27 protein-coding genes, 1 other RNA gene and 1 pseudogene are annotated in these 24,799 nt (G+C 45.1%); 22 read left to right on the plus strand and 7 right to left on the minus strand.

Annotation, left to right across the window (positions count from 1 at the left end; genetic code table 11):
- Window positions 1–34: 34 nt before the first annotated feature.
- The 5 genes from FD973_RS03665 (at window position 35) to FD973_RS03685 (ending at window position 3,221) form a co-directional block, all read left to right on the plus strand.
- Entirely contained in the window at window positions 35–517 is a 483-nt protein-coding gene (locus FD973_RS03665; protein WP_251368831.1) for a LexA family transcriptional regulator, read from the plus strand.
- Window position 518: 1 nt separating this feature from the next.
- On the plus strand, window positions 519–1,853 hold the full coding sequence (locus FD973_RS03670; protein ID WP_215324277.1) for a Y-family DNA polymerase: 1,335 nt from the start codon (window positions 519–521) through the stop codon (window positions 1,851–1,853).
- Between the two features lie 124 nt (window positions 1,854–1,977).
- Window positions 1,978–2,121 carry a hypothetical protein gene (locus FD973_RS03675; RefSeq protein WP_215324278.1) on the plus strand — a complete coding sequence of 48 codons (144 nt, stop codon included), beginning with the start codon at window positions 1,978–1,980 and terminating at the stop codon, window positions 2,119–2,121.
- A 173-nt stretch (window positions 2,122–2,294) separates the two neighbouring features.
- A complete protein-coding gene (locus FD973_RS03680; protein ID WP_215324279.1) occupies window positions 2,295–2,837 on the plus strand; it encodes a TIGR00645 family protein in 543 nt (180 codons plus the stop codon).
- Window positions 2,838–2,867: 30 nt separating this feature from the next.
- Window positions 2,868–3,221, plus strand: a complete 354-nt coding sequence (locus FD973_RS03685; RefSeq protein WP_215324280.1) for a YkgJ family cysteine cluster protein — start codon at window positions 2,868–2,870, stop codon at window positions 3,219–3,221.
- A gap of 13 nt (window positions 3,222–3,234) precedes the next feature.
- Here FD973_RS03685 and FD973_RS03690 read toward each other — a convergent pair whose 3' ends face one another.
- The 3 genes from FD973_RS03690 to FD973_RS03700 form a co-directional block, all read right to left on the minus strand.
- Complete coding sequence (locus tag FD973_RS03690) at window positions 3,235–3,894, minus strand: 3'-5' exonuclease (RefSeq protein WP_215324281.1); 660 nt, start codon at window positions 3,892–3,894, stop codon at window positions 3,235–3,237.
- A gap of 100 nt (window positions 3,895–3,994) precedes the next feature.
- A complete protein-coding gene (locus tag FD973_RS03695) occupies window positions 3,995–4,345 on the minus strand; it encodes a hypothetical protein (protein ID WP_215324282.1) in 351 nt (116 codons plus the stop codon).
- 3 nt (window positions 4,346–4,348) lie between these two features.
- Window positions 4,349–4,546: a hypothetical protein gene (locus FD973_RS03700; protein WP_215324283.1), complete on the minus strand. Its 198-nt coding sequence runs from the start codon at window positions 4,544–4,546 to the stop codon at window positions 4,349–4,351.
- Between the two features lie 65 nt (window positions 4,547–4,611).
- Between FD973_RS03700 and FD973_RS11095 the strand changes: the two genes are divergently transcribed.
- Window positions 4,612–4,734 carry a hypothetical protein gene (locus FD973_RS11095; protein ID WP_256442838.1) on the plus strand — a complete coding sequence of 41 codons (123 nt, stop codon included), beginning with the start codon at window positions 4,612–4,614 and terminating at the stop codon, window positions 4,732–4,734.
- Window positions 4,735–5,168: 434 nt separating this feature from the next.
- On the plus strand, window positions 5,169–5,576 hold the full coding sequence (locus FD973_RS03705; RefSeq protein ID WP_215324284.1) for a surface-adhesin E family protein: 408 nt from the start codon (window positions 5,169–5,171) through the stop codon (window positions 5,574–5,576).
- A gap of 44 nt (window positions 5,577–5,620) precedes the next feature.
- On the opposite strand, the gene ffs is transcribed toward FD973_RS03705, so the two are convergent.
- Window positions 5,621–5,719, minus strand: an RNA gene (ffs, locus tag FD973_RS03710) — signal recognition particle sRNA small type.
- A gap of 32 nt (window positions 5,720–5,751) precedes the next feature.
- Between ffs and dnaX the strand changes: the two genes are divergently transcribed.
- The 4 genes from dnaX to FD973_RS03730 all read left to right on the plus strand — a co-directional run bounded on the left by dnaX (window position 5,752) and on the right by FD973_RS03730 (window position 8,800).
- A complete protein-coding gene (gene dnaX / locus FD973_RS03715; RefSeq protein WP_215324698.1) occupies window positions 5,752–7,476 on the plus strand; it encodes a DNA polymerase III subunit gamma/tau in 1,725 nt (574 codons plus the stop codon).
- Between the two features lie 132 nt (window positions 7,477–7,608).
- Window positions 7,609–7,932, plus strand: coding sequence for a YbaB/EbfC family nucleoid-associated protein (locus tag FD973_RS03720; RefSeq protein ID WP_215324285.1), 324 nt, complete (start codon window positions 7,609–7,611; stop codon window positions 7,930–7,932).
- A 30-nt stretch (window positions 7,933–7,962) separates the two neighbouring features.
- On the plus strand, window positions 7,963–8,577 hold the full coding sequence (gene recR, locus FD973_RS03725; RefSeq protein WP_215324286.1) for a recombination mediator RecR: 615 nt from the start codon (window positions 7,963–7,965) through the stop codon (window positions 8,575–8,577).
- A 1-nt stretch (window position 8,578) separates the two neighbouring features.
- The gene (locus FD973_RS03730; RefSeq protein WP_215324287.1) at window positions 8,579–8,800 is read left to right on the plus strand and encodes a ParD-like family protein; all 222 of its coding nucleotides are present in this window, start codon (window positions 8,579–8,581) and stop codon (window positions 8,798–8,800) included.
- A 54-nt stretch (window positions 8,801–8,854) separates the two neighbouring features.
- Here FD973_RS03730 and FD973_RS03735 read toward each other — a convergent pair whose 3' ends face one another.
- Together FD973_RS03735 and FD973_RS03740 are read right to left on the minus strand one after the other, a co-directional pair.
- Window positions 8,855–9,136: a type II toxin-antitoxin system YafQ family toxin gene (locus tag FD973_RS03735; RefSeq protein ID WP_215324288.1), complete on the minus strand. Its 282-nt coding sequence runs from the start codon at window positions 9,134–9,136 to the stop codon at window positions 8,855–8,857.
- The gene (locus FD973_RS03740; protein ID WP_215324289.1) at window positions 9,123–9,386 is read right to left on the minus strand and encodes a type II toxin-antitoxin system RelB/DinJ family antitoxin; all 264 of its coding nucleotides are present in this window, start codon (window positions 9,384–9,386) and stop codon (window positions 9,123–9,125) included. Before FD973_RS03740 ends, FD973_RS03735 begins: the two co-directional genes overlap by 14 nt.
- 344 nt (window positions 9,387–9,730) lie before the next feature.
- Between FD973_RS03740 and FD973_RS03745 the strand changes: the two genes are divergently transcribed.
- The 9 genes and pseudogenes from FD973_RS03745 to rlmD all read left to right on the plus strand — a co-directional run bounded on the left by FD973_RS03745 (window position 9,731) and on the right by rlmD (window position 21,775).
- Complete coding sequence (locus FD973_RS03745; RefSeq protein ID WP_215324290.1) at window positions 9,731–11,146, plus strand: carbohydrate porin; 1,416 nt, start codon at window positions 9,731–9,733, stop codon at window positions 11,144–11,146.
- Between the two features lie 235 nt (window positions 11,147–11,381).
- Complete coding sequence (locus tag FD973_RS03750; RefSeq protein WP_251368832.1) at window positions 11,382–12,875, plus strand: TolC family protein; 1,494 nt, start codon at window positions 11,382–11,384, stop codon at window positions 12,873–12,875.
- Between the two features lie 9 nt (window positions 12,876–12,884).
- Entirely contained in the window at window positions 12,885–14,156 is a 1,272-nt protein-coding gene (locus tag FD973_RS03755; protein WP_251368833.1) for an efflux RND transporter periplasmic adaptor subunit, read from the plus strand.
- Entirely contained in the window at window positions 14,157–17,234 is a 3,078-nt protein-coding gene (locus tag FD973_RS03760; RefSeq protein WP_371816870.1) for an efflux RND transporter permease subunit, read from the plus strand. It begins immediately after the preceding gene.
- Window positions 17,235–17,263: 29 nt separating this feature from the next.
- On the plus strand, window positions 17,264–18,052 hold the full coding sequence (surE, locus tag FD973_RS03765; RefSeq protein WP_215324292.1) for a 5'/3'-nucleotidase SurE: 789 nt from the start codon (window positions 17,264–17,266) through the stop codon (window positions 18,050–18,052).
- A gap of 29 nt (window positions 18,053–18,081) precedes the next feature.
- Window positions 18,082–18,705, plus strand: a pseudogene (locus FD973_RS03770) (protein-L-isoaspartate(D-aspartate) O-methyltransferase); the annotation flags it as partial.
- 37 nt (window positions 18,706–18,742) lie between these two features.
- A complete protein-coding gene (locus FD973_RS03775; RefSeq protein ID WP_215324294.1) occupies window positions 18,743–19,507 on the plus strand; it encodes a peptidoglycan DD-metalloendopeptidase family protein in 765 nt (254 codons plus the stop codon).
- 17 nt (window positions 19,508–19,524) lie between these two features.
- The gene (locus tag FD973_RS03780) at window positions 19,525–20,346 is read left to right on the plus strand and encodes a 3'-5' exonuclease (RefSeq protein ID WP_215324295.1); all 822 of its coding nucleotides are present in this window, start codon (window positions 19,525–19,527) and stop codon (window positions 20,344–20,346) included.
- Window positions 20,339–21,775, plus strand: a complete 1,437-nt coding sequence (gene rlmD, locus FD973_RS03785) for a 23S rRNA (uracil(1939)-C(5))-methyltransferase RlmD (protein WP_215324701.1) — start codon at window positions 20,339–20,341, stop codon at window positions 21,773–21,775. Before FD973_RS03780 ends, rlmD begins: the two co-directional genes overlap by 8 nt.
- Before the next feature lie 351 nt (window positions 21,776–22,126).
- On the opposite strand, the gene FD973_RS03790 is transcribed toward rlmD, so the two are convergent.
- Window positions 22,127–22,828, minus strand: coding sequence for a Bax inhibitor-1 family protein (locus tag FD973_RS03790; protein WP_215324296.1), 702 nt, complete (start codon window positions 22,826–22,828; stop codon window positions 22,127–22,129).
- A 272-nt stretch (window positions 22,829–23,100) separates the two neighbouring features.
- Between FD973_RS03790 and ndk the strand changes: the two genes are divergently transcribed.
- Together ndk and rlmN are read left to right on the plus strand one after the other, a co-directional pair.
- A complete protein-coding gene (gene ndk / locus FD973_RS03795; RefSeq protein WP_215324297.1) occupies window positions 23,101–23,526 on the plus strand; it encodes a nucleoside-diphosphate kinase in 426 nt (141 codons plus the stop codon).
- Window positions 23,527–23,612: 86 nt separating this feature from the next.
- Window positions 23,613–24,776: a 23S rRNA (adenine(2503)-C(2))-methyltransferase RlmN gene (gene rlmN, locus FD973_RS03800; RefSeq protein ID WP_251368864.1), complete on the plus strand. Its 1,164-nt coding sequence runs from the start codon at window positions 23,613–23,615 to the stop codon at window positions 24,774–24,776.
- Window positions 24,777–24,799 lie beyond the last annotated feature (23 nt).

The raw sequence follows: 24,799 nt of genomic DNA on the forward strand, positions 1-24,799 counted from the left end.
AACATACAGTATATTAATCACTATGACACAGGTAATGAACTCCGCAAAAACCACCTTAAGCCAAGCGCCACAAGCCTTAGCAGGCCATTTTGCTAGCTATGAGCTCAAGCTACTCAGTCACCGGATTTCAGCTGGATTTCCCAGTCCAGCGGCAGATTACGCTGAAGACGGGCTCGATCTAAACCACTACTTAGTCCAGAACAAGCCAGCCACTTTCATGTTTACCGTCAAAGGGGATTCGATGTTAGGTGCCGGAATTTGTGACGGAGATAAGGTGGTGGTCGACAAGGCGCTCAAACCCAAACATAAAGACATCGTAGTAGCTGTTGTCAATGACGAGTACACCATTAAGCGTCTGTATCAATCGCGCGGCCGCATTGAGCTCCAACCAGAAAACCCGAACTACCAACCGATTACTTTTAACGAAGGTAGCGAGCTACAAATCTGGGGTGTGGTGGTTGGAGTGGTGCGTAAGTACAGCACAGCTAGCACCCGCTATAGCAAGGAAGGGAAGTGAGATGAGTGCGTCGATTGCAAAACTCGCCAACCCTGAAAACTCTACAAACTCGCTTTTTGCATTAGTAGATGTCAACAACTTCTATGTCTCTTGTGAGCGTGTCTTTCAGCCGAAGCTAGAAGATGTGCCGATGGTGGTGTTATCGAATAATGACGGTTGCGCCGTAGCGCGTAGTGCTGAAGTCAAAGCCCTAGGTGTGAAGATGGGAACACCTTGGTTTCAGATGCAAGACTTGGCTAAAAAGCACGGTATTGAGGCGTATTCATCGAACTACACCTTGTATGGCGATATGAGTAGTCGCGTAGTGCAGGTGCTCAGAACTTTTACCCCCAATTTAGAGGTCTACAGTATTGATGAGAGCTTTTTGCAAATCGAAACCGTCTTAAAGCAATATCAAAACACGATTGAACTGGGGCAACAGATCAAGCAGCAAGTCAAAGACACGACTGGTCTGCCAGTGTGCGTTGGTATTGGTGCGAGTAAGACCTTAGCCAAGCTAGCCAATCATTTGGCCAAGAAGCACAAGCAGTTTGGGGGCGTGTGTGATGTTAATGCCATGGCAAAAGCAGAGCTATATCAGTGGATGAGTGAAACAGATGTGGGTGAGGTGTGGGGTGTTGGTAAGCAAATTGCCAAAAAGCTCAAAGCCCAGAACATCCATAGTGTGTTTGATCTATTGCAGGCCTCGCCACAAGCAATGCGTCAGCAATTTGGCGTGGTGATGGAGCGCCTTTGCTATGAGTTACGCGGCACCTCTTGTTTGCAGTTAGAAGAAGTAGCGCCAGCTAAGCAACAAATCATTGCCTCTCGTAGTTTTGGCAAGCTCGTGACTAATCAAGTGGAGCTTGCCCAGTCTGTCGCAACGCATGTGGCTAGAGCCGCAGAGAAGCTAAGAAGCCAGAACAGTACTACGGGCGCGCTCACCGTATTTATTCAAACTAATCCGTTTAAGCAAAACGAGCCACAGCATCATCAAAGCGTCACGATTCCGTTGGCAGATCCCACTGATAACACGTTGACGTTGACTAACGCAGCGCTCGCAGGTCTCAAGCAAATTTATCAGGCCAACTTTCGTTATAAAAAAGCGGGCGTCATTCTAAACTTAATTAGCGATAAACCAACAGCGCAGCAATCCTTGTTTGAGGACATGGAGACCAAGGGCAAGTCAGCGCACCTTATGAAGGCGGTAGACGAGATTAATACGCGCTTTGGTAACGCAGTGATTCGGTCGGCAGCTGCTGGTACCAACAGCACCAAACAAGAGTGGCAGATGAGATCAAGTAATCGCTCGCCAAACTACACCACCCAATGGGATGAGCTGCCAGTAGCAAGATAAAACACATGAAATGAATCAATCAAAAACAACATTTTTTACTAGCTCATTTCGTGAGCTTTTGACCCCGTAATCTGAATACATCGCAGCAAATAAATAGTGAAATTAGTCAAAGAGGAGAAGACAAATGAACACATTAAATAACTTGATGAACAACTTCAACGGCATCTCATTGGCAGCCATCATGATCCTGTCCTACTGCGCCGTGCTGAAAAACACTAAGCGTCATGAAAGCGAAACAAAGCGTGTGTTTAATCGCAAGTATCGGTAATAACAAGCTTTGGCAAATCATCGCAGCAAAAGATTAGCAATACCAAAAAACGTAGTAAACCTTGAAAGGGAATAAAGAAATCACGGATTCTTTATTCCCGAGTAAAGGGCAGTCTCAATTCCCCTAAGCTTGTTAAGTCTTTTCCGAGTTGGAAAAGTGGTTAATATTGCCCTATGACTGAAGACAAGCAAACCTACTTAGATAAAAAATTACGCCCCTTACCGCGTTGGATATTTATGTCCCGCTGGTTGCAGGCACCGCTCTATCTTGGCTTGATCGTAGCCCAGGGTGTGTATGTTTGGCAGTTTTGGGTAGAGCTCGTTCATCTGATTGAGATGATGGCCAATAAGAGCATGACCGAAACGGCTTTGATGTTGATCGTTTTGGGTTTGATTGACGTGGTCATGATCTCTAATTTATTGGTCATGGTGATTGTGGGTGGGTGGGAGACATTTGTTTCTAGATTAGAGTTAGAAAATCATCCCGATCAACCTGAGTGGTTATCCCATGTCAATGCGGGCGTGCTGAAGGTGAAATTGGCTACCGCCATTATTGGTATTTCATCAATTCATTTGCTTAAGACTTTTATTAATGCCGCATCCTATGATGAAAAAACCTTAATGTGGCAAACCTTGATCCACATTACATTTGTTCTATCTGCGCTGGCGATTGCCTTTACAGAAAAAATCGTTGCCGCTGCTCACAAGCAACATTAAGTCTAGGCTTTAGTAATCGAGTAGGCGGCAATGAGTGCGAATCCCTGTTTTGAATGCGGACAATGCTGCCAGCATTTTCGGGTTAGTTTTTATCATGGAGAAATCGCGGGTAATGGTGTGGGCACGGTACCGCCAGAGCTCACTACTAAGCTGACCGATCACATCGCTTGCATGAAGGGTACTGAAAAGGGTGGTGCGCCTTGTGTCGCTTTACGCTACACCGCAGAAGAAGGTTACCGCTGCTCCATCTATGAACAGCGCTCTAGCACTTGCAGAGACTTTAATGTGCTCAATGAAGATGGTACGCCAAATCCTAAGTGTCAAGAATTGCAACTAATTGCTAAGCAGAAAAAGCAGCAAGAATTGGCGATCAAATCCCAATAAGGAAAGCAAAAAACTACTTCGCCTCCAAAGCCTTGCGCAGATACCCCGAGACATTATCTTGTCGCAGCAACCATTGTTTGTAGTCGGTAGGCATTTGGCTAATGAGTTCACCCTTATGTTTGCCATAAGGCATGATTTTCGGAATCCTGGCTTTTTCTGACATTTCCCATAAGGCGTCTAAAGAAACCGGTTGTAGCTTTTGCAAAATTTGCCCAACGATCTTTGAACAAATCCACACATCAGCTAGTGCGCTGTGCGCATTACGTAGTTGATCTCTAGCAGTCTCACGTTCAAAGTAATAGAGTAAAGCGCTTTGAGTATGACTATCTAAATCAGGCCATAAGCTGCGCGCAAGTGCGAGAGTGCAAATTCGCTTTACTTCAGGGCTACCAATGGCAACCCAGTCAAAATCAATGTTGTGACCAATAAGGTATTTAGTGCCTGCTGGTAATCGAAAGGAACTGCTTGGTGGGCAATTGACAAGCTCCTCATCCATGATGTGGTGAGTCGCAAGTGCGCCTAAGCTAATCGGCTTGCCTGGGTTATAACGTTGCACCCAAGGATTGCCCACTTCAAAAGGGTGCAATGAGGTGACATCCAGGGAAGCCGCTTCAATGATGACAGCATCATTCTTATCGGTTGCTTCTATATCGAAAATAATTGCTTGGGGCATAAATAGCTTTTCAGTTGAATATAGCTATTGTGCCTTGTTACAAGGCCGAGATGTATAAACCCTGAACTGAGTAAATATTGTAGGTGTGGTATTGACTAGCTTAGGGGATGATCAGAGATTGGCTGATGATCTCTAGAGCTTCTGAAGCGGTATTGGCTTGCTTGCCACTGCCAGATTTGCCAATTACAAAGTAGTTATCTTTGTGAATATACACATGCACATATAGCTCATTTTTTTCATGGCCAATCGCAATCTGTAAGACTGGTTCATTGCTAGCGCGATCATAGGTTTCAGTAAAGCTGGTGAAATCAAATTCATCGGGATGTTGTTTGGCAAGCTCCCGAATCTGATTGCTAATTCCTTCGACTAATTGGCAATACTCTGCATGAAAGGATGGATTAGAGTGTCTGAGCTCCTCAATCGCAATCGCATGTAATGTACTGTTGGCCATAAATTATTTGAGTATTTCTAAATGAACCAGTGCATCTAGCTCTTCAATCGGTCCGTGATCATCAATACCAGCCAGAATAAGCGCCTCTTCTTTAAAGTCCGCTAGGCTCGGATGAGAGCCATCTCCACCTAAGTCGACAATATAGGTCCACAGCACCCGATCACGCCGGTCTTTGCGGTAGATGTCCACTTGTCGTTTCATAGTAATTCCTATGAAAACTTACTATACGCCTAGATCATTACATTCGTTCTAATTTTTATAATGCAGTGCGTCAATATGCAGTATGCAAGCTTAGCGGGGTAGAGGCGTTACCAGTAGGAATTAAACCGCTCATGGATAGCGATGATCCCGAAGATCCTGTTTTAGGGTCCGATCAATTGGATGGGTAATAGCGGGATTTGGTAAGTAAAAGATTTGGCTGGTTGCATCTTTTCCTACATCCAATTCATCTCCCATCCCTACCCCTTGCTCTTTAATAACTCTACGCTGAAACCTTCTATATAGAGGAGGGTTTGCTTTGCGAGTATCGATTGAGTGTTGTCATAAGCAACTACAGTTATTCAAGATCCAGTTAGACGCAAGAACCGTCCTCGTATTGATCATTATTTGGTTCATTTGGGGAATATTGAGAATTCTTAAAGTCTTCTGAGTTTTGCCTTGTTGGCTTTCAGGGCTTTTGCCCCTGAAAACCGAATACTCCTCACTATTTAATAGTGGTTTGCCTGATTTTTGATGCAATCACTTGAATTTGCAGTAATGTATTTAATATCGACTTGAATACAAACAGCATTACGACACATTTTCAATTGGGCGAGATGGTTTTATGAAAAAGTTTTTGGCAGCAATCTCTATTTTGGCGGTTCAATTTACAGGCATGCAAAGTGCTTATGCTTTTTTGCAATCTGTGCCAGGGTATGTTGGTGATGGTGCTTTATTTGTCGAAACTGATTCCATTGTCAAAAATGGTCCGATAGTCAATCTGATCTATGTAGAAAACTTTAATCAGCCACAAGCCTATAGCTCACAGACCTATTTATCCAAGGCTACCGATGTGCGCATTGATTGCACGGACAAACGCATCTATGCTCGTGCCGAAGCATTCTTTAGCGACATTAATCTGCAAGGCGATTTCTTGGGTAAATATTACTTGCGGGATGAATTCGGTCAAACCCCAGCATCTGGAAGCTGGAATTTCAATCTCATCAAAATTGGCTGTGGATTTGCGCTCTAAAGATGTAAGGGAAGTGAAGAGGGCTCAAGAGCAGGGTAAGTAGGGTGGATGAGCCAAACCCCCGGCACTGGCAGAAATTGGGTTTGGCTGCTTCGTTCCCGACCTGACCAGGTTATCCAACCCACCATGCGGGGAGGCCCATCCAATTCCATTTTAGCTTGTTAGAATGGAAGGCATGACAGCTTTGGCATTAGCCCGTTCGTGGCGCCCTAAAACATTCTCCGAATTAGTCGGTCAAGACCATGTGGTTAAAGCCTTAACCCATGCTTTGGATCAAGGCCGATTGCACCATGCTTGGCTATTTACTGGCACTCGTGGTGTGGGCAAGACCACCATTGCCCGCATTATGGCTAAAGCCCTCAATTGCACAGGGGCTGATGGCTCAGGCAAGATGACTTCAGAGCCTTGCGGTAAATGCCCAGCCTGTATGGAAATCGATGCAGGGCGCTTTGTTGACTATATAGAGATGGACGCTGCGAGTAATCGTGGTGTTGACGATATTGCTGCTCTATTAGAAAAAGCCGCTTACGCACCAAGCAATGGTCGCTATAAGGTCTACATGATTGACGAGGTGCACATGCTCACCAATCATGCCTTTAATGCCATGCTCAAAACCTTGGAAGAGCCACCTGAGCACGTCAAATTTATTCTGGCAACTACTGATCCACAAAAGATTCCAGTAACCATTCTGTCGCGTTGCTTGCAGTTCAATCTCAAGCAAATGCCTGTGCCGCTCATTGTGGAGCATTTGGAAAAAGTGCTCGCCGCTGAAAAAGTCGAATATGAAGTCAATGCACTGCGTGTGCTCGCTAAAGCAGCGCAGGGCTCCATGCGTGATGCACTCTCACTAACAGATCAAGCAATTGCCTATGCTGCAGGCAAAGTCACCGAAGAAACTGTGCGCGGTATGCTCGGCACTTTAGATGATGCCTATCTCATTCGAATCTTGGATTGTTTAATTGCTAAAGATGGCGCTAGCTTACTTGCTGTAGCAAATGAAATGGGTGAGCGCAGTATGTCTTTCTCATTGGCATTGCAAGACTTATCAAGCTTGATCCAAAAGATTGCTGCTGCCCAAGTCGTACCCGAATCGGTTTTAGAAGATTGGCCAGAAGCAGGGGAGATTCGTCGTTTGGCTGGTCAACTTTCTAAAGAAGAAGCGCAACTCTTTTATCAAATCGCCATTACCAGCCGTCCTGATTTATCGCTTGCTCCTGATGAGCAAACAGGCTTTGCCATGACGCTCTTGCGTATGTTGGCGTTTCGTCCGGGACTAGGGATTGTTGGTGGTAATAGTAGTAATGCGGGCAATGGCGGAGGTTCTACACCTTCACCCTCAGCACCACCAGTAAATACTGCTCGCCCAGCTTCTGCGCCAACACCTGCAGCTAGAGCTTCTGCGCCATCTGCCCCTGCAGCCAAAACAACGCCAGCAGCAACAGCAGCACAGCAGGTTGCAACTCCAGCAGTTTCCACAGCTGCTCCAGTTTCCCAAGCTGCGGTTGGAAATTCTGCAGAACGCCCAGATTGGCATGCCTTGATGCGCCAGTTGCCAGTTAAAGGTTTAGTGCAACAGTTGGCGTTTCAGACAGAATTACAAGATTGGAATGATTCGGCAACGGGTGTGCGTGCTACGGTCGTGACGCCTATGCCGCAATTGGCTTCTGATGCCTCTGTTGCCCGATTAGCTGATGCTCTGACTGCGCACTTTGGTAAACCTGTGAAGGTCTTGATCGAAAAAGGTCAAGTAGAGGGCAAAACAGTGGCAAAAGTAGATGCCCAGATTCATCAAGAAAAAAGAATGAACGCAGAGCAAATGATCGCTGCTGATCCATTTATTCAGCAATTAGAAAAAGAGTTTGGTGCCAAAGTCGTGGGTGGATCAGTCAAACCACTATAAAAACGGTTAGCCTTTGCATTGAGATAGTTTTAAAAGATTGAATTCAGAAATAATTCAGCGATACGTTAGAAGTAATTCAGCGATAAATTAGAAACAATTTAGAAATAAACCAGAAACAAAGGAAATAAAGCGATGATGAAAGGTGGACTTGCTGGCCTCATGAAACAGGCTCAGCAGATGCAAGAGAAGATGAAAGTAGCGCAGGAGCAATTGACTGCGTTAGAAGTAACTGGCCAAGCGGCTGGTGGCTTAGTCAAAGTAACCGTTTCTGGTAAGTACGAACTTAAGCGCGTGCAGATTGATCCAGGCGCTATGGATGATCGCGAAATGCTAGAAGATTTGATTGTGACTGCCTATACAGAAGCCTTTAAGCAGGTAGAAGCGGCTAGTGCGCAATTGATGTCAGGTGCAACTGCTGGCATGCCTATGCCACCAGGCTTTAAGTTGCCTTTCTAATTGAAGCGCTTTACTTTGTATTGCAATTAAATGGCACGTCATGAAGCCCCACAAGATGCACTCGGTCGATTGATCGAGGCTTTGCGCGTTTTGCCAGGAGTTGGCCCAAAGTCTGCGCAGCGGATGGCGTTTTATTTATTGCAACATGATCGCAATGGCGCAGCAGTACTCGCGCAGTCTCTTGGTGAAGCGGTAGAGACAGTAGGGCACTGCGCACGTTGCAATACGTTCTCCGAAACGCAGATTTGCAGCACTTGTTCTGACGAGCGTCGTGATCCATCTTTGCTATGCATTGTGGAAACGCCTGCTGACCAAGTGATGGTAGAGCAGACTTTGAGCTTTAAAGGTAATTACTTTGTTCTGATGGGTCGCTTGTCACCACTCGATGGCATGGGGCCGAATGAAATTCATTTTGATCGTTTACTCGCCCGAATTGAAAATCCCGATACAGGCGTGCCGATTCGGGAGGTTGTATTGGCAACTAACTTTACTAGTGAAGGTGAGGCGACGGCCCATTACATCGGTGAAGTACTTAAAGCCAAGGGTATTAAGGTTACCCGTATTGCTAGAGGGATTCCGGTTGGCGGGGAACTTGAGTATGTGGATGCTGGAACATTAGCCCGAGCTTTAATGGATCGGCGTTGAAATGCCTAAAATTATCAAACTATCAAAGTCACTGCTTAGTAGCGCTCAATCTGCTTCAGAGCAATCAAACAGAACTCTCTCCGAGCAAATTGAGTATTGGGCGCGCTTAGGGAGGGCTGCAGAGGAGAATCCAGAGTTGCCTGTTCAAATGCTTCAGGATATCTTGGTTAGCATTGAGGAGGTGAGGATGGACACCCTGAATTCATATGCATTTAGACCCTGATTTATTTGCCCCAAACGAATTCTTTGATTTTAAAGAAATTGCTGGCAATAAGAATTACAGACCTAGTTGGCTATGAGAGCCTAAGCGCACTAATTGCAATGTAGTTTCATTGGGTCTTCTATAAATCAAGATGAGATCTGGTTTGATGTGACAGTCCCTGTGATCGTGCCAATCACCTTTTAATGCATGGTCGTAGTAATTTTGGGGTAATGACGCATCTCTTTCAAGCAGTTGAATAACTGACTTGATATCAAGCGCTAATGTTTGTTTGTATATCCCTTTTGATTCTCTTTTATAGTCACGTCTAAATTTTTTTGTGTATTCAATCGTCCGCATTCAAATCAGCCATTAGGTCATCAACCGAAGTAAAGGATTTGAGCTTTCCTTTTCTTGCTTCTTTCATGGCCTCAATAGTTTCTTTGTTGGGAATCAGTGGCTCAAAAGGCAAAGCTTTTTCTTTGGCCACTCTAGTCATCAAAATACGAAAGGCATCAGACGGAGTTAGTCCCATTGCAGCCAATACTGCAGTGGCTTCTTCTTTGATGCTCTCATTAATCCTTGCACGCACAACAGCATTGGCAGCCATGACTTTTCCTTTTGACTCTAGTGAGCTACATTGTAGCTCAATATTGCCAATTCATCCCATTCAAAAAATTACCAACCATGAGCTGATAGGGTACTCAAGTGCTTGCTAGGACATTTATAGAACTGCTTCATCTATTACGTATTTTTAAGTCGTCAAGTTCTTCTCGCATACCAGGTTTGCTTGCAACTTGTCATTTACACGACATAAAGACTAGGTAAATTGCTCCTTTTTGGGGATAATTCGGTCTGCACCACCCTTGGGCTTCAATCTCAAGCTGTGAATGCCCCGTTTTCCCTTCGGCATGTTGCTATTGCATTGCACTGGCATCCCATTAGAAATTGTGAATGACCCGCAAGATTATTCTCCTCCTCCTGTTGAGCATTCTTTGCACATTATTCGGAGCAACTGCGTTCGCGCAGAAGGCGGGGTCAGGCTCTGACCAAATTGCTAGTTTTGCTGAAGCCATTCAGGGTTTGCCAACCGAGGGAGAGATTCTAGGTTTGCCTGTGAATATCCATGGACAGACCACCTATATCAATCAAAGATATAACAACTTCACCTCTAGCTATTCTGGAATGAATAGCATGTCATCGCTCAAATCGATGAGCTATACCTGGTCGGGCACATTATTTTTTGGGGCACGCTTAGCGCCAAATACTGATATCTATTTCAATCCAGAAGTTATTTCTGGTGTGCCATTTTCTGGCTTAACAGGTCTTGGAGGATTTACTAACGGTGAGGCAACTAAAGCCAATGGCGCGCAAGCGAAGTTTTATTCTGCTCGTGCTTTCTTGCGTCAGACCTTTAATCAAGAGGGCGACAAAGTTGTTCTAGAAAACGAAGCCAATCAAATTACCCAAACGGTTAGTAGTAACCGCGTGGTAATTACTGCTGGACAGTTTTCTACTTTGGATATTTTTGACGATAGTCGTTATGCAAAAGACCCTCGTGTGCAGTTCATGAACTGGGGCAATATGACCTATCTAGCATATGACTATGCCGCTGATGCACGCGGCTACAGTACTGGCTTGGCAGGTGAGTGGTATCTCGATAATTGGGTGTTGCGCGCCTCCCGCATGCTGACCCCTAAAAATCCCAATGGTCGGGATTTGAATTGGCAAATCTTTAATGCCTATGGCGATCAAATTGAGGTGGAGCGGCAGCACAGCATCGGCGATTTACCAGGAAAAGTTTCGGTATTGGCTTACCGCAATAAAATGATCTTGGCACGCTTTGATGATGCAACTAATTACGTCATTGCCAATAATACGCAAGGCACTCAAGCCATTAATAATGTGCGCACCAATTACCAATATAAGACTGGTATTGGTATTAATGGTGAGCAAGCCATTACCAAAGACCTTGGAATTTATGGAAGGGCATTCACATCCGATGGTCATACTGAAACCATGTCTTTTACTGAAGCGGATAACTCTATATCTGTGGGTCTTGGTATGAATGGCACAAGCTGGAGTCGGCCAAAAGATTCGATTGGTATCTCGATGATGCAAAATGGCTTATCGAGTTATCGCAAAAATTACTTGCAGTCAGGTGGAGTGTCTTACTTTATTGGCGATTACGCAGGTCCCACTCAGACGATTTCTTATCGTCCTGAGCGCATTGCCGAACTCTATTACAACGCGACCGTCATTAAGAATGTTCTAGCGGGTTTGAACTTTCAGCACATTAACAATCCAGCATATAACTCGGCTCGCGGCCCTGTAAATATTCTGTCTTTTAGGATTCATGCTGAGTTTTAAGGGATTTGGAGACAATAGTCATAATTATTATCTTTAATATCAATAAGTTAGAGATTGTCAATAATTCGACTTTTGGCTTTTGTCCCCTATAATCCATAAAACCCCCTGAAATGGGTCTAGAGAGTATCTAAATCCGCATTAGGGGCTAAAAAAATAGCATTTTTTGATTTTGAGGCAGCCGCATTTGTTGATTCTCGGCAGACATAAAATTAGCGCAGCTAAACCACCCAAAAGCGTGACGCCATTTGCATTGGCCGCTTTTGTTGTTTGTGCCTCCGCTTTTTCTGTTTTATCGTTTGCACAATCTACTGCTAACAGTGCTTCGGTAAGTGTGCAAGCTGGTGAAAATTCTTTAGCAGTACCGCCATCGATTGGTGCGCAGTTGGGTGCGCAAGATGCCAAAGCGGCCCCCGACTCTAAAACGGCTGAATTATTTTCACCAGTCACTAAGGCCAACACTCCAAAGATTTTTACTAAGCCCGTTTCATCGGGCCCTGCGGAGATGGATCTGCGTCAGCTCTGGAATGAGCTTAAGATTAACAATCCGCAACTGTCTTCTTTGCGTGAGTCCTATCTATCTGCCAAGGCAACAGTTCCACAAATTAATGCGCCATCTAATCCCCAAGTGGGATTAGTGTGGTCAGGTATGCCAGTGAATTCTCCCTTTGCTTTGGGTGGTGCAAATGCGCCTACCCCGCAATACCCTGGTGGCATTAGCAGTAACAACTCGATTTCGGTTACGCAAGCGTTTCAGTTTCCTGGCAAGAAGAGTCTAGCTGCCGATATTGCTGACACTAATGCAGAAGCTTTATTGGCAACCTCGGAGTCAACCTATTTGCAATTGGGTGCTCAGCTATCTACCTTGTACTACAACGCATTGGCTGCGCAAAAGCAATTACAAGTTCTTAAAGAATCTGTTGTGCGTTTGGAGATGATTAAGAACGTAGCAAAAGCGCGTTATGCCAATAACGCTGCTGCTTATGTAGAGTTTTTAAATGCGCAGGTAGCGCAAAGTGCGGCCCAAGCTGATCAATTTAATTTAGAGCGCCAGCTTAATGTCGCTTTGAATAACATCAACACCTTAGTTGGTCGTCACTCAAGAGAAAAATTAGTACTACGTGGTGATGTGCGGCGCGCTATGAGTAGCGTCCCAACGCTAATTGAGTTGGAAGACTATGCTGAGACTAGTCATCCATCACTCAAGAGTTCGGCATTGCAATTAGATGCTGCTCGTAAAGGGGTTGACCTGGCCAAGAAAGCCTATCTGCCAGACTTTCAGGTGATTGGTTCGTCTTATACGCCACGTGGGCCATTTTCAGCGAATAATGGTGCGCTGTTTTATCAGTTTGAGCTCGATCTTATTATTCCTTTGTACTTCTTTACTAAAGAAAAGTATGGAGTAGAGCAGGCGCAGCGTAATCAAGCGGCTGCGGAAGCTGGCAATATTTCTAATCGCCAGCAAATCGTGTTAGCAGTCAACACAGCTTATGCCGCTTACGAGCAAGCTAAAAATCAGACTCAGTTTTTAAAAGAGCGTCAGGTGCCACAGGCAGATGCCGCCTATAAGGTGGGTTTGACTCAGTACTCCAATAATGGGCAAGGTTTCAATGATTTATTGACTGCGCAAACGCAATTGCGTAACTTAGAGATTGCTCTAGCCCAAGCTGAGAGTAATTTGCTGCAGGCACAAGCGGTATTAATGGTTTCAGCGGGCAAAGAACCCTTTTAAGGAGCAGTTTTGATCAACAAAATTCTTTCGTTTCTGAAGAGCCTCACTGAAAAGGCAAAACCCATTTTGCATAAAGGTGCCGAGCATGGCGCTCATCATGCCAAGGTTGCCGCTGTTGGTTTAGCTGGCTTGTATTGGAACTTAACTCCACAAAATCGTTATCGCGTGCGTCTAGCCGCATTTGCATTTGCCATTCTCTCCTTGGGTATCGTCGTGGGGCGCGTTACGAATGTAAACCGTAATGTGAAGATCGAAGCATCCGATAAAGTATTAAAAATACAAAAAAGTGGTGTGCTGGAGTTAAGTCTTCCTGGCGTAAAACTCAATCCTGAGATTTATGTATTTCAGACAGCTGAAAAAGTTCAAGTTCCAGTCAACATCAAAGTGCCTGGACGTCTAGCATTTAATGCCGAGAAGTCCAAAGTACTTTCAGCACGCGCTCCTGGTCGCGTGGAACGTATTTATGCTTTCGACGGGGCGCAAGTAGAGATTGGTTCTCCAGTGGTAGAGCTCTATAGCCCCGAGTTTCTTTCTGCCCAACAAGAGTATTTGCTCTCTTCTAAGACAGCTCAGGTTCTTGAATCAAGTAAAACCATGAGTGACCTTTTGGGTGATGCTCGCATTACTCAACAAGCTGCTGCCAATCGAATGAGAAATTTGGGCGCGGGTGAAGGCGATATCAAGAGTATTGAAACGTCTGGCAAAACCACCAGTAATTTAATTATGCGTTCGCCTTTAAAGGGTGTTGTGGTTAAGCGTAATGTGGAGCCCGGTTCTGCAGTCAATGCAGGTGATGTAATTACGACTTTGGCTGATCCAAAGCATCTCTGGTTCTTGGGTAATGTGTTTGAACAAGATTTTCGAATGATCAAGCAAGGGCAAAAAATGATTCTGACTCTTGAGGCTTATCCCGAGAAAGAATTCATTGCGTATGCAAACTATATTGCGCCAACAATTGATCCGCAGACACGAGCCTTATTGATTCGTGCAGATGTAGAAAATACCGATGATCTATTGCGCCCAGACATGTTCGCCTCTGGTTTATTGACGACAGGTGAAGCGGATGCTGTAGTCGTTCCGCAAACTGCTATTGTGCGGGTGCGCGAGGCGCGCTATGCCATCATCAAGGTTGGTCCAGAATCTTATCGTCGCGTGCCAGTGAAAGGTTATGACCTCAATAGTAAGAGCTTTGCCATTACCGAAGGTGTAGAGCAGGGTTGGCAAATTTTGGCTCAAGGCGCTGTTTTGTTGAACGATCGCTTTGCCAAGCAGGAGAATTAATTGAGTATCTTTACCTCCTTTATTCGAGGAGTAGTCGAGAAGCGCGTGCTTGTCATCTTTGCTTCGATCGTGTTGCTCGGTCTTGGCGTATTAAGTCTTAGTAAGTTGCCGATTCAGCCATATCCAGGTGTGGCGCCATTAACTATCCAAGCGATTTCTCAATGGCCTGGTCGAAGTACTGCTGAGGTAGAGCAACAAGTCACCATTCCTGTTGAAAATGCATTGGCGGGTATTCCAGGTTTGCAAGCCTTTCGTTCCGTCTCTTTATTTGGTCTTTCTGTTGTTACTCTGAAATTCACAGAAACAACTGATCCATTTAAGGCGCGTCAAATTTTTATTAGCAGCTTAAATGGCGTGAATTTTCCGCCTGGTGTGAACTCCAGCATTAGTCCTGACTCTGATGCTATCGGCGAAATCATGCGCTATGAAGTGCGTTCTGACTTTGCATCTTCTACGCAATTAAAAACTTTACAGAACTATGAAATTTATAAAGAGCTTAAGCAAACTCCTGGCGTAGCGGACGTCTCTTCCTTTGGCGGTAAGGTTCGTCAATATCAGGTGATTGTGAGTCCGGAGAGTTTGCAGGCAAAGGGCGTTTCAGTTAGTCAGTTAATTGACGCGCTAACCAATGCCAATAGCAACGCTGGTGGTGGCTTGCTTCCAACAGGCGAGCAGCAATTTGTTGTGCGCGGAGTTGGCCTGCTTAAAAACATTGAAGATATCAAGCAGGTGGTGATCACTATCAATAATGGGGTGCCTATTCGCATTGGCGATGTGGCTAGAGTAGAGATTGGTAATGCGCCACGTTTGGGTATGTTTCAGTTCAATGACAACCCAGATTCTGTTGAGGGAATTATTTATCTACGACGCGGTGAGAATGCTACCGAAGTATTGGCGCGAGTTCGTAATACGATTGAGAACATCAATAAGCATGTCTTGCCACCTGGCATTGAAGTAAAGCCTTTCTATGATCGTCAGGCTTTATTGGATATTACGATTGGTACGGTCAAGCACACCTTATTTATTGGTATTTTGCTGGTGTTGGTTGTGCTGTATCTCTTCTTGGGGAATCTGCGAGCAGCTGCGGTGGTGGCCGCTATTATTCCGCTTTCCTTGTGCGTCTCATTTATTCAGATGCACTTATGGAGCGTGCCCGCCAACTTAATTTCATTGGGTGCAATTGACTTTGGCGTGATCGTAGATGCTGCGGTGATTCTTTGTGAAAACGTTATGCGCCATTTAGAAGAGGGCGGTAAGCGCTTGAACCAAAGTATTATTTTGGCGACCAGTGAAGTGCAACGCGCCATGATTTATTCCACTGGCATCATCATTGTTGCTTATTCACCCTTATTCTTCATGGGTGGCGTTGAGGGCATTATTTTTAGACCAATGGCGTTCACGATGGGCTTCGCATTGCTTGCCGCCATGATCTTGAGTCTGACTTTCCTGCCGGCAATGGTTTCTTTGGTCTTTGGTGAAAACTTGCACCATAAACCACCAGCATTTATCACTAAGTTGATTTCTGGCTATAAACCTTTACTCAGAAAGTTGATGGATCGCCCATTAACAGTTTTCTCCGTGACTGTTTTTGTATTGGCCATCACTTTATTGAGCATGACTCGTTTGGGTACGGCATTCTTGCCGACTCTTGAGGAAAATAATATTTGGCTGCGTGTGACTTTGCCAAACACAGTGGATTTGGATTACTCCATAAAGATCGCTAATCAGTTGCGTCAAAACTTTATGACTAAACCTGAAATCGATCGCGTAGCGGTTCAGATTGGTCGTCCTGATGATGGCACCGACTCTACTGGAGTGTTCAATCAAGAATATGGTCTGTATCTCAAGAGCCCAGAAAAAATGCCATCAGGGTCGTCTAAGAAGTTGCTGATTGCGCAATTAGAAGAAGAGCTCAATAGCATTCCAGGGATTACCTATAGTTTCTCTCAATACATTGAAGATAACGTTAACGAGGCTCTTTCTGGCGTAAAGGGTGAGAACTCAGTCAAAATTTATGGCTCTGATTTGGATGTCTTAGATCAGAAGGCGCATGAAGTTGTTGAGCAGCTTAAAAAAGTTCGCGGCGTAGCGGATGAGGGCGTTCTAAAAGAACTTGGACAACCCACATTGAATGTGCAAATTGATCGTGAACGCGCTTCTCGTTACGGAATTAATGTGAATGACATTCAGACGGTTGTTGCCAATGCGATTGGTGGTGCGGCCGTTACCAACTTGCTTGAAGACGAAAAAACCTTTGGAATTGCAATTCGTTTAAATGAAGGTAGCCGAAATGATGTGGCGGATATTGGTCATTTATTGGTTGATGGTCCAAATGACACCAAGATTCCATTATCGATGGTTGCTACCGTGAAACTAACAGACGGACCTTTCTTTATTTATCGCGAAGCAGGTAAGCGCTATATTGCAATTAAGTTCAGCGTGCGTAATCGCGACTTGGGTAGTGCGGTTGAAGATGCCCAGTATTTGGTAGAAAAAAATATTACCTTGCCTCCTAATTACTCTATTAGCTGGGATGGCCAATTTAATCAAATGAAGCAGGCTCATAAAAAGTTGATGGTCATTGTTCCATTGGCTTTAACTGGAATCTTCTTATTGCTAGTAAGTGCGTTTGGTAATTTCCGTGATGCATTCATTGTGATGATTAATGTGCCGTTTGCCGCAATTGGAGGCGTGATTGCTTTGCATCTTGCGGGCGAGACCTTGAGTATCTCGGCATTCTTTGGCTTCCTCTCTCTTTTCGGTATCGCGATTCAGGATGGCGTGATTTTGATTTCCTTCATTAATAAGACGACCGCCACCGAACACGGAGCCATGAAAGACACCATGGTAGATGGTGCAGCACTACGTGTGCGTCCAGTATTAATGACGGCAATTTTGGCTGGTTTAGGCCTTTTGCCTGCGGCCTTATCTCATTCGATTGGTTCTGAGGCGCAGCGACCTCTAGCTTTGGTCATTGTGGGCGGCATGGTTTCTACTATTATTTTGACCTTATTAGTTTTGCCAGTGATTTACAGTTGGTTTAGAGGTCGAGCTTTAACTGCAGCCAGTAATATTTAATCGATAGTTCAAGGAAAGAATTCTTACGCATGAGTGATCGTCAACCCCACATCTTGGTATCCAATGACGATGGCTATTTGGCTCCTGGTTTATTGGCGCTAGTCAATGCGGTCCGCCCATTGGGGCGGATTACAGTGATTGCTCCAGAGCAAAATCACAGTGGTGCCTCAAATTCCCTTACGCTCTCAAGACCCTTGTCGATTCATCGAGTAGCAGGTGGTGAGCGTGATGGTTTTTTCTTTATCAATGGCACCCCAACAGATTGTGTGCACGTTGCGATGACAGGATTTCTGGATGAGAAACCCGATTTAGTGATTTCAGGAATTAATCAAGGCGAGAACATGGGTGAAGATACCCTGTACTCGGGTACTGTTGCTGCAGCTATTGAAGGTGTGATGTTTGGTGTGCCTGGGATCGCATTCTCACAAATCGATCGAGGCTGGAATCGTATAGAAGATGCCGCTAAAGCAGCGCATGATGTTGTTGCGCAAATGTTAGTTTCGGCATTGGCCCGTACTGAAGGTACTGCTACATTGCTCAATGTCAATATTCCAAATCGTCCTTATGCTGACCTTTATCGTTGGCGCGTTACACGACTTGGTAATCGTCATCACTCCCAGCCAGTAGTAGTGCAAGATAGCCCGCGTGGCGAGAAGATCTACTGGATTGGTGCTGCTGGCGATGTTAAAGAGGGCTCTGAGGGTACTGACTTTCATGCGATTGCAGAAGGATGTATTTCGATTACCCCAATGCAATTGGACTTAACACACCATGCGCGTTTGGCTGCCATGCGCGCGAATGGTTGGGATCGCGGTTGAAGGCGCCTACAGAACGTTTTGCTGCCTATAGGCAGGCGCTAGCAGCAAAGGTCCATGCTGGTGGTGTGAAGCACGGTAAAACTTTGGAGGCAATCGCCACCGTACCGCGACATGCATTTATGGATGCGGGATTGCATGCGCAAGCTTATGAAGATACAGCTTTACCAATTGGTCATGAGCAAACGATTTCTAAACCTTCAGTGGTAGCGCGCATGATTGAATTGCTCCATAAGCCTAAGCACAAATTAGGTAAGGTCTTGGAGATTGGCACTGGATGTGGATATCAAGCGGCGGTACTCAGTTTATTGGCGGAAGAGGTTTACTCCATTGAACGGATTCGTCCATTACATGACATGGCTAGAGCCAAGTTGCGTCCTTTTCGGATTAATAATCTGCGCCTGATATATGGTGATGGCATTTTGGGTTTGCCACAAGCGGCTCCATTTGATGGAATCATCTTAGCTGCAGCTGGTTTGGGTATTCCGGATGCTTTGCTGGATCAATTGGCAATTGGTGGGCGTTTGGTTGCTCCAGTTGCCAAAAATGACAAAGAGCAACAGCTTGTTATGGTGGAAAGAATGAGTTCTCAGCGCTATCAAAGGACAGTGCTGGACGGGGTCTTTTTTGTCCCCTTACAATCAGGGGTAGTATGAACTTTATGATGTATATATCTATTCAGAACCCAATTTGATGTCACACACTTTAGCTAAGCATTTCCTGATTGCATTCTTATCCGCATCTGTGATGTTGATTGTGGGATGCTCTGTGCCACGCACTAAGCCTGCTGGCGTAACTGATCGTACGGCTAGCTCTGTTGAGCCAACACCTGCCGGTTACTATCGGGTGAAAAAAGGCGATACCTTGGCTCGTATTGCTTTAGATAATGGACAAGCGCCAAGAGATGTCATTGCTTGGAATAAAGCCTCCAATCCAAACTTCAACCCAAATATTATTGAAGTAGGCGACTTAATTTTGATTAAGCCACCTGCAGGAAGCAAACCTGCAAAAGCGGCTGATAAGACACCAGTTGATAAGCCAACTACATCATCCACGCCATCAACTCCTGAGCCCGCTAAGACTGAGGTGGTGGCTGAGCCTGGCATTCGCTTGTCTTGGCCTGCCAAAGGCAAGGTTACCAGTGAATTTAGTGAAAGCAATAAAGGGATCGATATTGCCGGCAAGGTGGGTGAACCTGTTCTGGCAGCTTCTGATGGCAAGGTGGTATACGCCGGTAATAGTCTGCGTGGTTATGGCAATCTGGTGATTGTGAAGCATGACAACACTTACCTTACTGCTTATGCACACAACAGCAAACTCTTGGTGAAAGAGGGTGATAGTGTTCGCAAAGGACAAAGAATCGCTGAGATGGGTGATACGGATACAACATCACCTAAGTTACATTTTGAACTACGTGTAAACGGTAAACCAGTCAATCCAACACCGTATTTACAGTAGTGTTGCAGTAAGCGCGTATGGCCACTGTTCTCGTATTTGATATTGAAACAATTCCAGATGTCGCGGGCTTACGTCGTTTAGAAGATTTTCCGAATTCAATGAGCGATGCTGAGGTGGCAACTAAAGCCATGGCAGAGCGTGCGGAAAAGACGGGTAGTGAGTTTCTGCCCTTATTTCTGCAAAAGATTGTTGCCATCTCTTGTGTCATACGCAGAACCACAAAAGAAGGCTTGCCACAAATCAAAGTAGGTACATTAGGCTCCCCACAAGATGATGAGAAAGTGCTCATTCAGACCTTCTTTGATTTGATTGAAAAATACACACCACAACTGGTTTCTTGGAACGGTAGTGGTTTTGATTTACCAGTACTCCACTACCGTGCTCTAGCGAATCATGTGCAAGCACCACGTTACTGGGAGATGGGTGAGAGCCAAGATTCTGATAGTCGTGAATTTAAGTGGAACAACTACATTAGTCGATATCACATGCGACATTTGGACATGATGGATCTGCTGGCTAAATTTAATGGGCGAGCCAATGCACCATTAGATGGTCTAGCTAAGCTCTGTGGTTTTCCGGGCAAGATGGGGATGGATGGCAGTCAAGTATGGCCTGCATACCAAGATGGCAAGATTAATGACATTCGTCGGTACTGTGAAACCGATGTGGTGAATACTTATCTGATGTACTGCCGTTTTCAATTACTGCGTGGTGGCTTTTCTTATGAAGAGTATCAGGAAGAAATCGAATTTGTTAAAGCGTATCTAGAAAAAGAAGCCAAAGAGCCTAACGGTGCTCAGTGGCAAGAATATCTGCAAGGTTTTGCACCAGATGCGTAGAGGGGATAAGCCAGTCAATATTGAGGTGGCTGAGCCAATCAAAGTTGAAGCTTTAGATTTGGACGCCCAAGGAATTGCTCGCTTAACTTCAAATGCAGAAGAGTTAGAGCAAGGCCAAAGCGGTAAAGTCATTTTCATCAAAGGTGCGCTTCCAACTGAGACGGTGACCTATACCATTACTAGTGATAAAGCTCGCTTTAGTAAAGCCAAGGTACGCGAGATATTGAAGCCCGCAGTCTTTAGGGCGGATCCAAAATGCAAAGCCTTTGGTGTCTGCGGTGGTTGCACGATGCAGCACCTAGATATACGTGCGCAAGTGGCTATGAAGCAGCGCGTACTGGAAGACGACTTGCAGCATATTGCTAAAGTAAAGCCAGAAGAAATTCTGCGACCGATGGGCGGCCCAACCTGGGAATATCGACATCGTGCGCGTTTAAGCGCAGTAAATCGCTCTATTAAAAAAGGTACTGTATTAATTGGTTTTCATGAGGGTAAAAGTGGTTATGTAGCTGACATGCTCGCCTGCGAGATTTTGCCCAAGCATGTATCTGATTTGTTACCAGAGATGCGCTCATTGGTGATGGGTTTATCGATCATCGATCGCATGCCGCAAATTGAAATCGCTGTCGGTGAGCCAGAGGATGCGCAATCCGAAGATCCTCGAAAATCAAAACCCGTTACGGCTTTGGTATTTCGCAATCTTCAACCCTTAAGCAAAGAAGATGAGAGGCTCATGCGTGATTTTGCGGATCGTCATCATGTTTGGATTTGGCTCCAGCCTAAAGGTATAGAGACAGTAGCGCCTTTTTATCCTGAGACAGGCAAGCTTTGTTATCGCTTGCCTGAGTTTGAGATTGAGATGCCCTTTAAACCAGCTGATTTCACGCAGGTAAATCACATGATGAATCGCGCGTTAGTGAGTAGGGCGATTCGCTTGCTAGAAGTTAAGCCGACTGATCGTGTGCTTGATCTATTTTGTGGCATCGGTAATTTCACATTACCGCTTGCACGAAAAGCAAAACAAGTTTTAGGTATTGAAGGTTTGGAGAGTCTGACAACTAGAGCAAAAGCAAATGCTATTCACAATGGTTTGGTTGATAAAGCAAGCTTTATGCAAAGTGATTTGTTTGAAGTAACAACAGAGACGATTGCATCCTGGGGAAAAGCAGAGCGTTGGTTAATGGATCCGCCGCGTGAAGGCGCTATGGAGATTTGTAAATCACTTGCGCAATTGCATTTACAGCAAAGCAATGTACTTCCAGAACGCATCGTTTATGTCTCTTGTAATCCCAAAACTTTAGCTCGCGATGTCGAAATCTTGTGTCATCAGGCAGGCTACATATTGAGTAGCGCAGGAATTATCAATATGTTTCCGCATACCTCCCATGTTGAGTCGATTGCGGTCTTTAATCGCCTCCCAAATCCCTGATTTACATCAACTTTTGGTGAATTTTGCCCTCAATTTGGGCATTTAGCCTATTTGCGGTGCAAAAGCCATTATTAGCAGTCTTATATAAGAGTAGATTGGAATCGTGCAGTGAAGTAATGCTGTTAACGATGTGAATTACTGGAGAGCATCATGAGAGCCTCGGATAGCTTTGCGATCTTATTAATCTTGATTGCACTGTCTTATGCGGTAAGCATGTTTGTAGCGAACTAATTTTTAAAAGTTCAGTTTTACAAACAGGCGATTGGTAAGCGGTAAATAAAAAGGCGCCCGCAGGCGCCTGATGAGAACAACACACTCAAATTCTCAAAGTGTTGAAGTTAAGGTTAACGCTTAATCTCTGTCGCCACCGAAAATGCCCAAAAGAGCAAGTAAGTTGGTGAAGACGTTATAAACGTCTAAGTAGATAGCTAGTGTAGCCATGATGTAGTTGGTTTCGCCACCGTTAATCACACGCTGGACATCAACCAAGATAAAGGCTGAGAAGATAGCAATCGCTAGAACCATCACAGTCAACATCAAAGCGGGTAACTGCAACCAGATATTTGCAAGAGAGGCAACGATCAAGAGCAATACGCCGACCATTAACCATTTACCCATGCCAGCAAAATCGCTCTTGCTTACAGTGGCAATAGTAGCCATGGTTGCAAAGATCGCAGCTGTTCCACCAAAGGACAACATGATGAGGGTAGCGCCGTTGCTGTAGCTGTTGAGCGTGAAGCCAATTAGGCGGGACATCATGATGCCCATGAAGAAGGTAAAGCCTAGGAGTAGGAGAACACCTACGCCAGAGTCTTTATTCTTTTCGATGGCCCAGAAGAAGCCAAAGGCAACTGCCATGAATACTAAAAAGCCAATAAATGGGCTACCTGCGAACAGGTTGAGACCCATAGCAACTCCTAGCCAAGCTCCAATGACTGTTGGAACCATAGATAGTGCTAATAGGGCATAGGTATTCCTGAGTACGCGGTTACGTACCTGGATATTGCTAATTGAGCCGGTTTGGCCAAAGCCGTAAGAGTTCAGATCACTCATATTGACTCCTTCTTTTTCATAGTTGTTACAAGAGCCCATGAAGGGCTGTTGACATTAAGTATAGACAAAAGGCTCAAATTTCAAGTCCCCACAGAAAAGACCTACAAATTAAGGGCTTATGCCCTGTAAATTCAATGGCTTAGCCCTACTTATATAGGGGTAAATACGGTCGGGCAATGTATAATTCGGGGGTCGTTGAGCTAGGTGGGGCTAATTAGCCTGATTTAGAGTCTAGTCAACAAATACCTTTGAAATCACTATTGGAGTCTTGCATGGCAATTGAACGCACCCTTTCTATTATCAAACCTGATGCTGTCGCAAAAAACGTCATCGGCAAAATCTATGACCGTTTTGAATCAGCTGGTTTGAAGATTGTTGCTTCCAAAATGGCGCATTTGTCACAGAATGAAGCTGAGCAGTTTTATGGCGTTCACAAAGATCGTCCTTTCTTCAAAGACTTGGTGAGCTTCATGATCTCTGGTCCTGTCATGATTCAAGTGCTAGAAGGCGAAGGCGCTATTGCTAAGAACCGTGATTTGATGGGCGCTACCGATCCTAAGAAAGCAGACAAAGGCACAATCCGCGCAGACTTTGCTGAGAGCATCGATGCAAACGCTGTTCATGGTTCTGACGCACCTGAAACAGCAGCTGTGGAAGTTGCTTTCTTCTTCCCTGGTATGAATGTTTTCAATCGTTAATCACTGATTAATTGATTAGCTAACTTTTATAAGTAGGCGCATTGACCTCCCCGCGCGTAAATCTCTTAGATTTTGACGCTGACCAAATGGCGGCGTATGTCGCGGGGTTGAATGAAAAGCCCTTTAGGGCAAAGCAACTCATGCAGTGGATACATCAACGCGGTGTATCAAACATTAATGACATGAGTGATTTAGCAAAAAGCTTTAGAGCTACCTTGCTAGACAAAGCAGAAGTACTTTCTCTTCCTATTATTAAAGATGAGCACGCCGCAGACGGAACCCGTAAGTGGTTGCTGGATGTAGGCGCTGGTAATGCGGTTGAATCCGTATTTATTCCTGAGGATGATCGAGGCACCTTGTGCATCTCCTCTCAGGCAGGTTGCGCAGTCAATTGCCGTTTTTGCTCCACCGGGCATCAAGGGTTCTCGCGCAATCTCACTTCTGGTGAAATCATCGGACAACTCTGGTTTGCTGAACATCTTTTACGCAACGATCCTGAAGCAGTTCGCAGAATCGAAAAATACCCAACGCCTGGTTGGGAACATACTGGTCGCGTCATTTCTAATGTAGTGATGATGGGGATGGGCGAGCCACTGCTCAACTATGACAATGTGGTTTCGGCATTACGCTTGATGTTAGACGATAGGGCATACGGTTTATCGCGTCGTCGCGTCACAGTTTCGACATCGGGTGTTGTGCCCATGATTGATCGTTTAGCTCAAGACTGCCCAGTTGCACTAGCAGTTTCATTGCATGCTCCTAATGACGCATTACGTGATCAATTAGTACCCCTCAATCAAAAGTATCCCCTCCGTGAATTGCTGGACGCTTGTGAGCGTTACTTGCCATTTGCCCCAAGAGATTTTTTAACTTTTGAATATTGCATGCTTGATGGCGTCAATGATTCTGATATTCAAGCTAAAGAATTGGTGCGCTTATTGAAAAACATCAAGTGCAAAATTAATCTAATTCCGTTTAATCCCTTCCCAGAGTCTGGTCTGAAAAGATCCTCTGCTCAGCGCGTGAATACTTTCGCTGGCATTTTGTTAGATGCAGGAATGGTAGCAACTGTACGTAAGACCCGTGGCGATGATATTGCGGCTGCTTGTGGTCAGTTGGCAGGAGATGTAGTAGATCGCACCCGAGTTCGTGAGCGCGCTGTCCACAGCGCTGAGATTGAAATCACTGAAGTGGAATCAGATACGCATTCCAATGAGCAGCCAATCGAATGGCTCAAAAAATTAAATTAATCATTCGATCCAAATTATCAGAT

Origin of the sequence: Polynucleobacter sp. MWH-Braz-FAM2G (assembly GCF_018687635.1) — a bacterium.
Taxonomy (GTDB): domain Bacteria; phylum Pseudomonadota; class Gammaproteobacteria; order Burkholderiales; family Burkholderiaceae; genus Polynucleobacter.

Bases quoted from the DNA above. Each gene is read 5' to 3' on its own strand.
- rlmN (WP_251368864.1), top strand. From the start codon at position 23,613: ATGGCGGCGTATGTCGCGGGGTTGAATGAAAAGCCCTTTAGGGCAAAG.
- FD973_RS03745 (WP_215324290.1), top strand. From the start codon at position 9,731: ATGACCCGCAAGATTATTCTCCTCCTCCTGTTGAGCATTCTTTGCACA.
- FD973_RS03730 (WP_215324287.1), top strand. From the start codon at position 8,579: ATGCCTAAAATTATCAAACTATCAAAGTCACTGCTTAGTAGCGCTCAA.
- FD973_RS03780 (WP_215324295.1), top strand. From the start codon at position 19,525: ATGGCCACTGTTCTCGTATTTGATATTGAAACAATTCCAGATGTCGCG.
- FD973_RS03680 (WP_215324279.1), top strand. From the start codon at position 2,295: ATGACTGAAGACAAGCAAACCTACTTAGATAAAAAATTACGCCCCTTA.
- FD973_RS03700 (WP_215324283.1), bottom strand. From the start codon at position 4,546: ATGAAACGACAAGTGGACATCTACCGCAAAGACCGGCGTGATCGGGTG.
- ndk (WP_215324297.1), top strand. From the start codon at position 23,101: ATGGCAATTGAACGCACCCTTTCTATTATCAAACCTGATGCTGTCGCA.
- dnaX (WP_215324698.1), top strand. From the start codon at position 5,752: ATGACAGCTTTGGCATTAGCCCGTTCGTGGCGCCCTAAAACATTCTCC.
- rlmD (WP_215324701.1), top strand. From the start codon at position 20,339: ATGCGTAGAGGGGATAAGCCAGTCAATATTGAGGTGGCTGAGCCAATC.
- FD973_RS03790 (WP_215324296.1), bottom strand. From the start codon at position 22,828: ATGAGTGATCTGAACTCTTACGGCTTTGGCCAAACCGGCTCAATTAGC.
- FD973_RS03695 (WP_215324282.1), bottom strand. From the start codon at position 4,345: ATGGCCAACAGTACATTACATGCGATTGCGATTGAGGAGCTCAGACAC.
- FD973_RS03665 (WP_251368831.1), top strand. From the start codon at position 35: ATGAACTCCGCAAAAACCACCTTAAGCCAAGCGCCACAAGCCTTAGCA.
- recR (WP_215324286.1), top strand. From the start codon at position 7,963: ATGGCACGTCATGAAGCCCCACAAGATGCACTCGGTCGATTGATCGAG.
- surE (WP_215324292.1), top strand. From the start codon at position 17,264: ATGAGTGATCGTCAACCCCACATCTTGGTATCCAATGACGATGGCTAT.
- FD973_RS03775 (WP_215324294.1), top strand. From the start codon at position 18,743: ATGTCACACACTTTAGCTAAGCATTTCCTGATTGCATTCTTATCCGCA.
- FD973_RS03675 (WP_215324278.1), top strand. From the start codon at position 1,978: ATGAACACATTAAATAACTTGATGAACAACTTCAACGGCATCTCATTG.
- FD973_RS03720 (WP_215324285.1), top strand. From the start codon at position 7,609: ATGATGAAAGGTGGACTTGCTGGCCTCATGAAACAGGCTCAGCAGATG.
- FD973_RS03690 (WP_215324281.1), bottom strand. From the start codon at position 3,894: ATGCCCCAAGCAATTATTTTCGATATAGAAGCAACCGATAAGAATGAT.
- FD973_RS03735 (WP_215324288.1), bottom strand. From the start codon at position 9,136: ATGCGGACGATTGAATACACAAAAAAATTTAGACGTGACTATAAAAGA.
- FD973_RS03670 (WP_215324277.1), top strand. From the start codon at position 519: ATGAGTGCGTCGATTGCAAAACTCGCCAACCCTGAAAACTCTACAAAC.
- FD973_RS03705 (WP_215324284.1), top strand. From the start codon at position 5,169: ATGAAAAAGTTTTTGGCAGCAATCTCTATTTTGGCGGTTCAATTTACA.
- FD973_RS03685 (WP_215324280.1), top strand. From the start codon at position 2,868: ATGAGTGCGAATCCCTGTTTTGAATGCGGACAATGCTGCCAGCATTTT.
- FD973_RS03740 (WP_215324289.1), bottom strand. From the start codon at position 9,386: ATGGCTGCCAATGCTGTTGTGCGTGCAAGGATTAATGAGAGCATCAAA.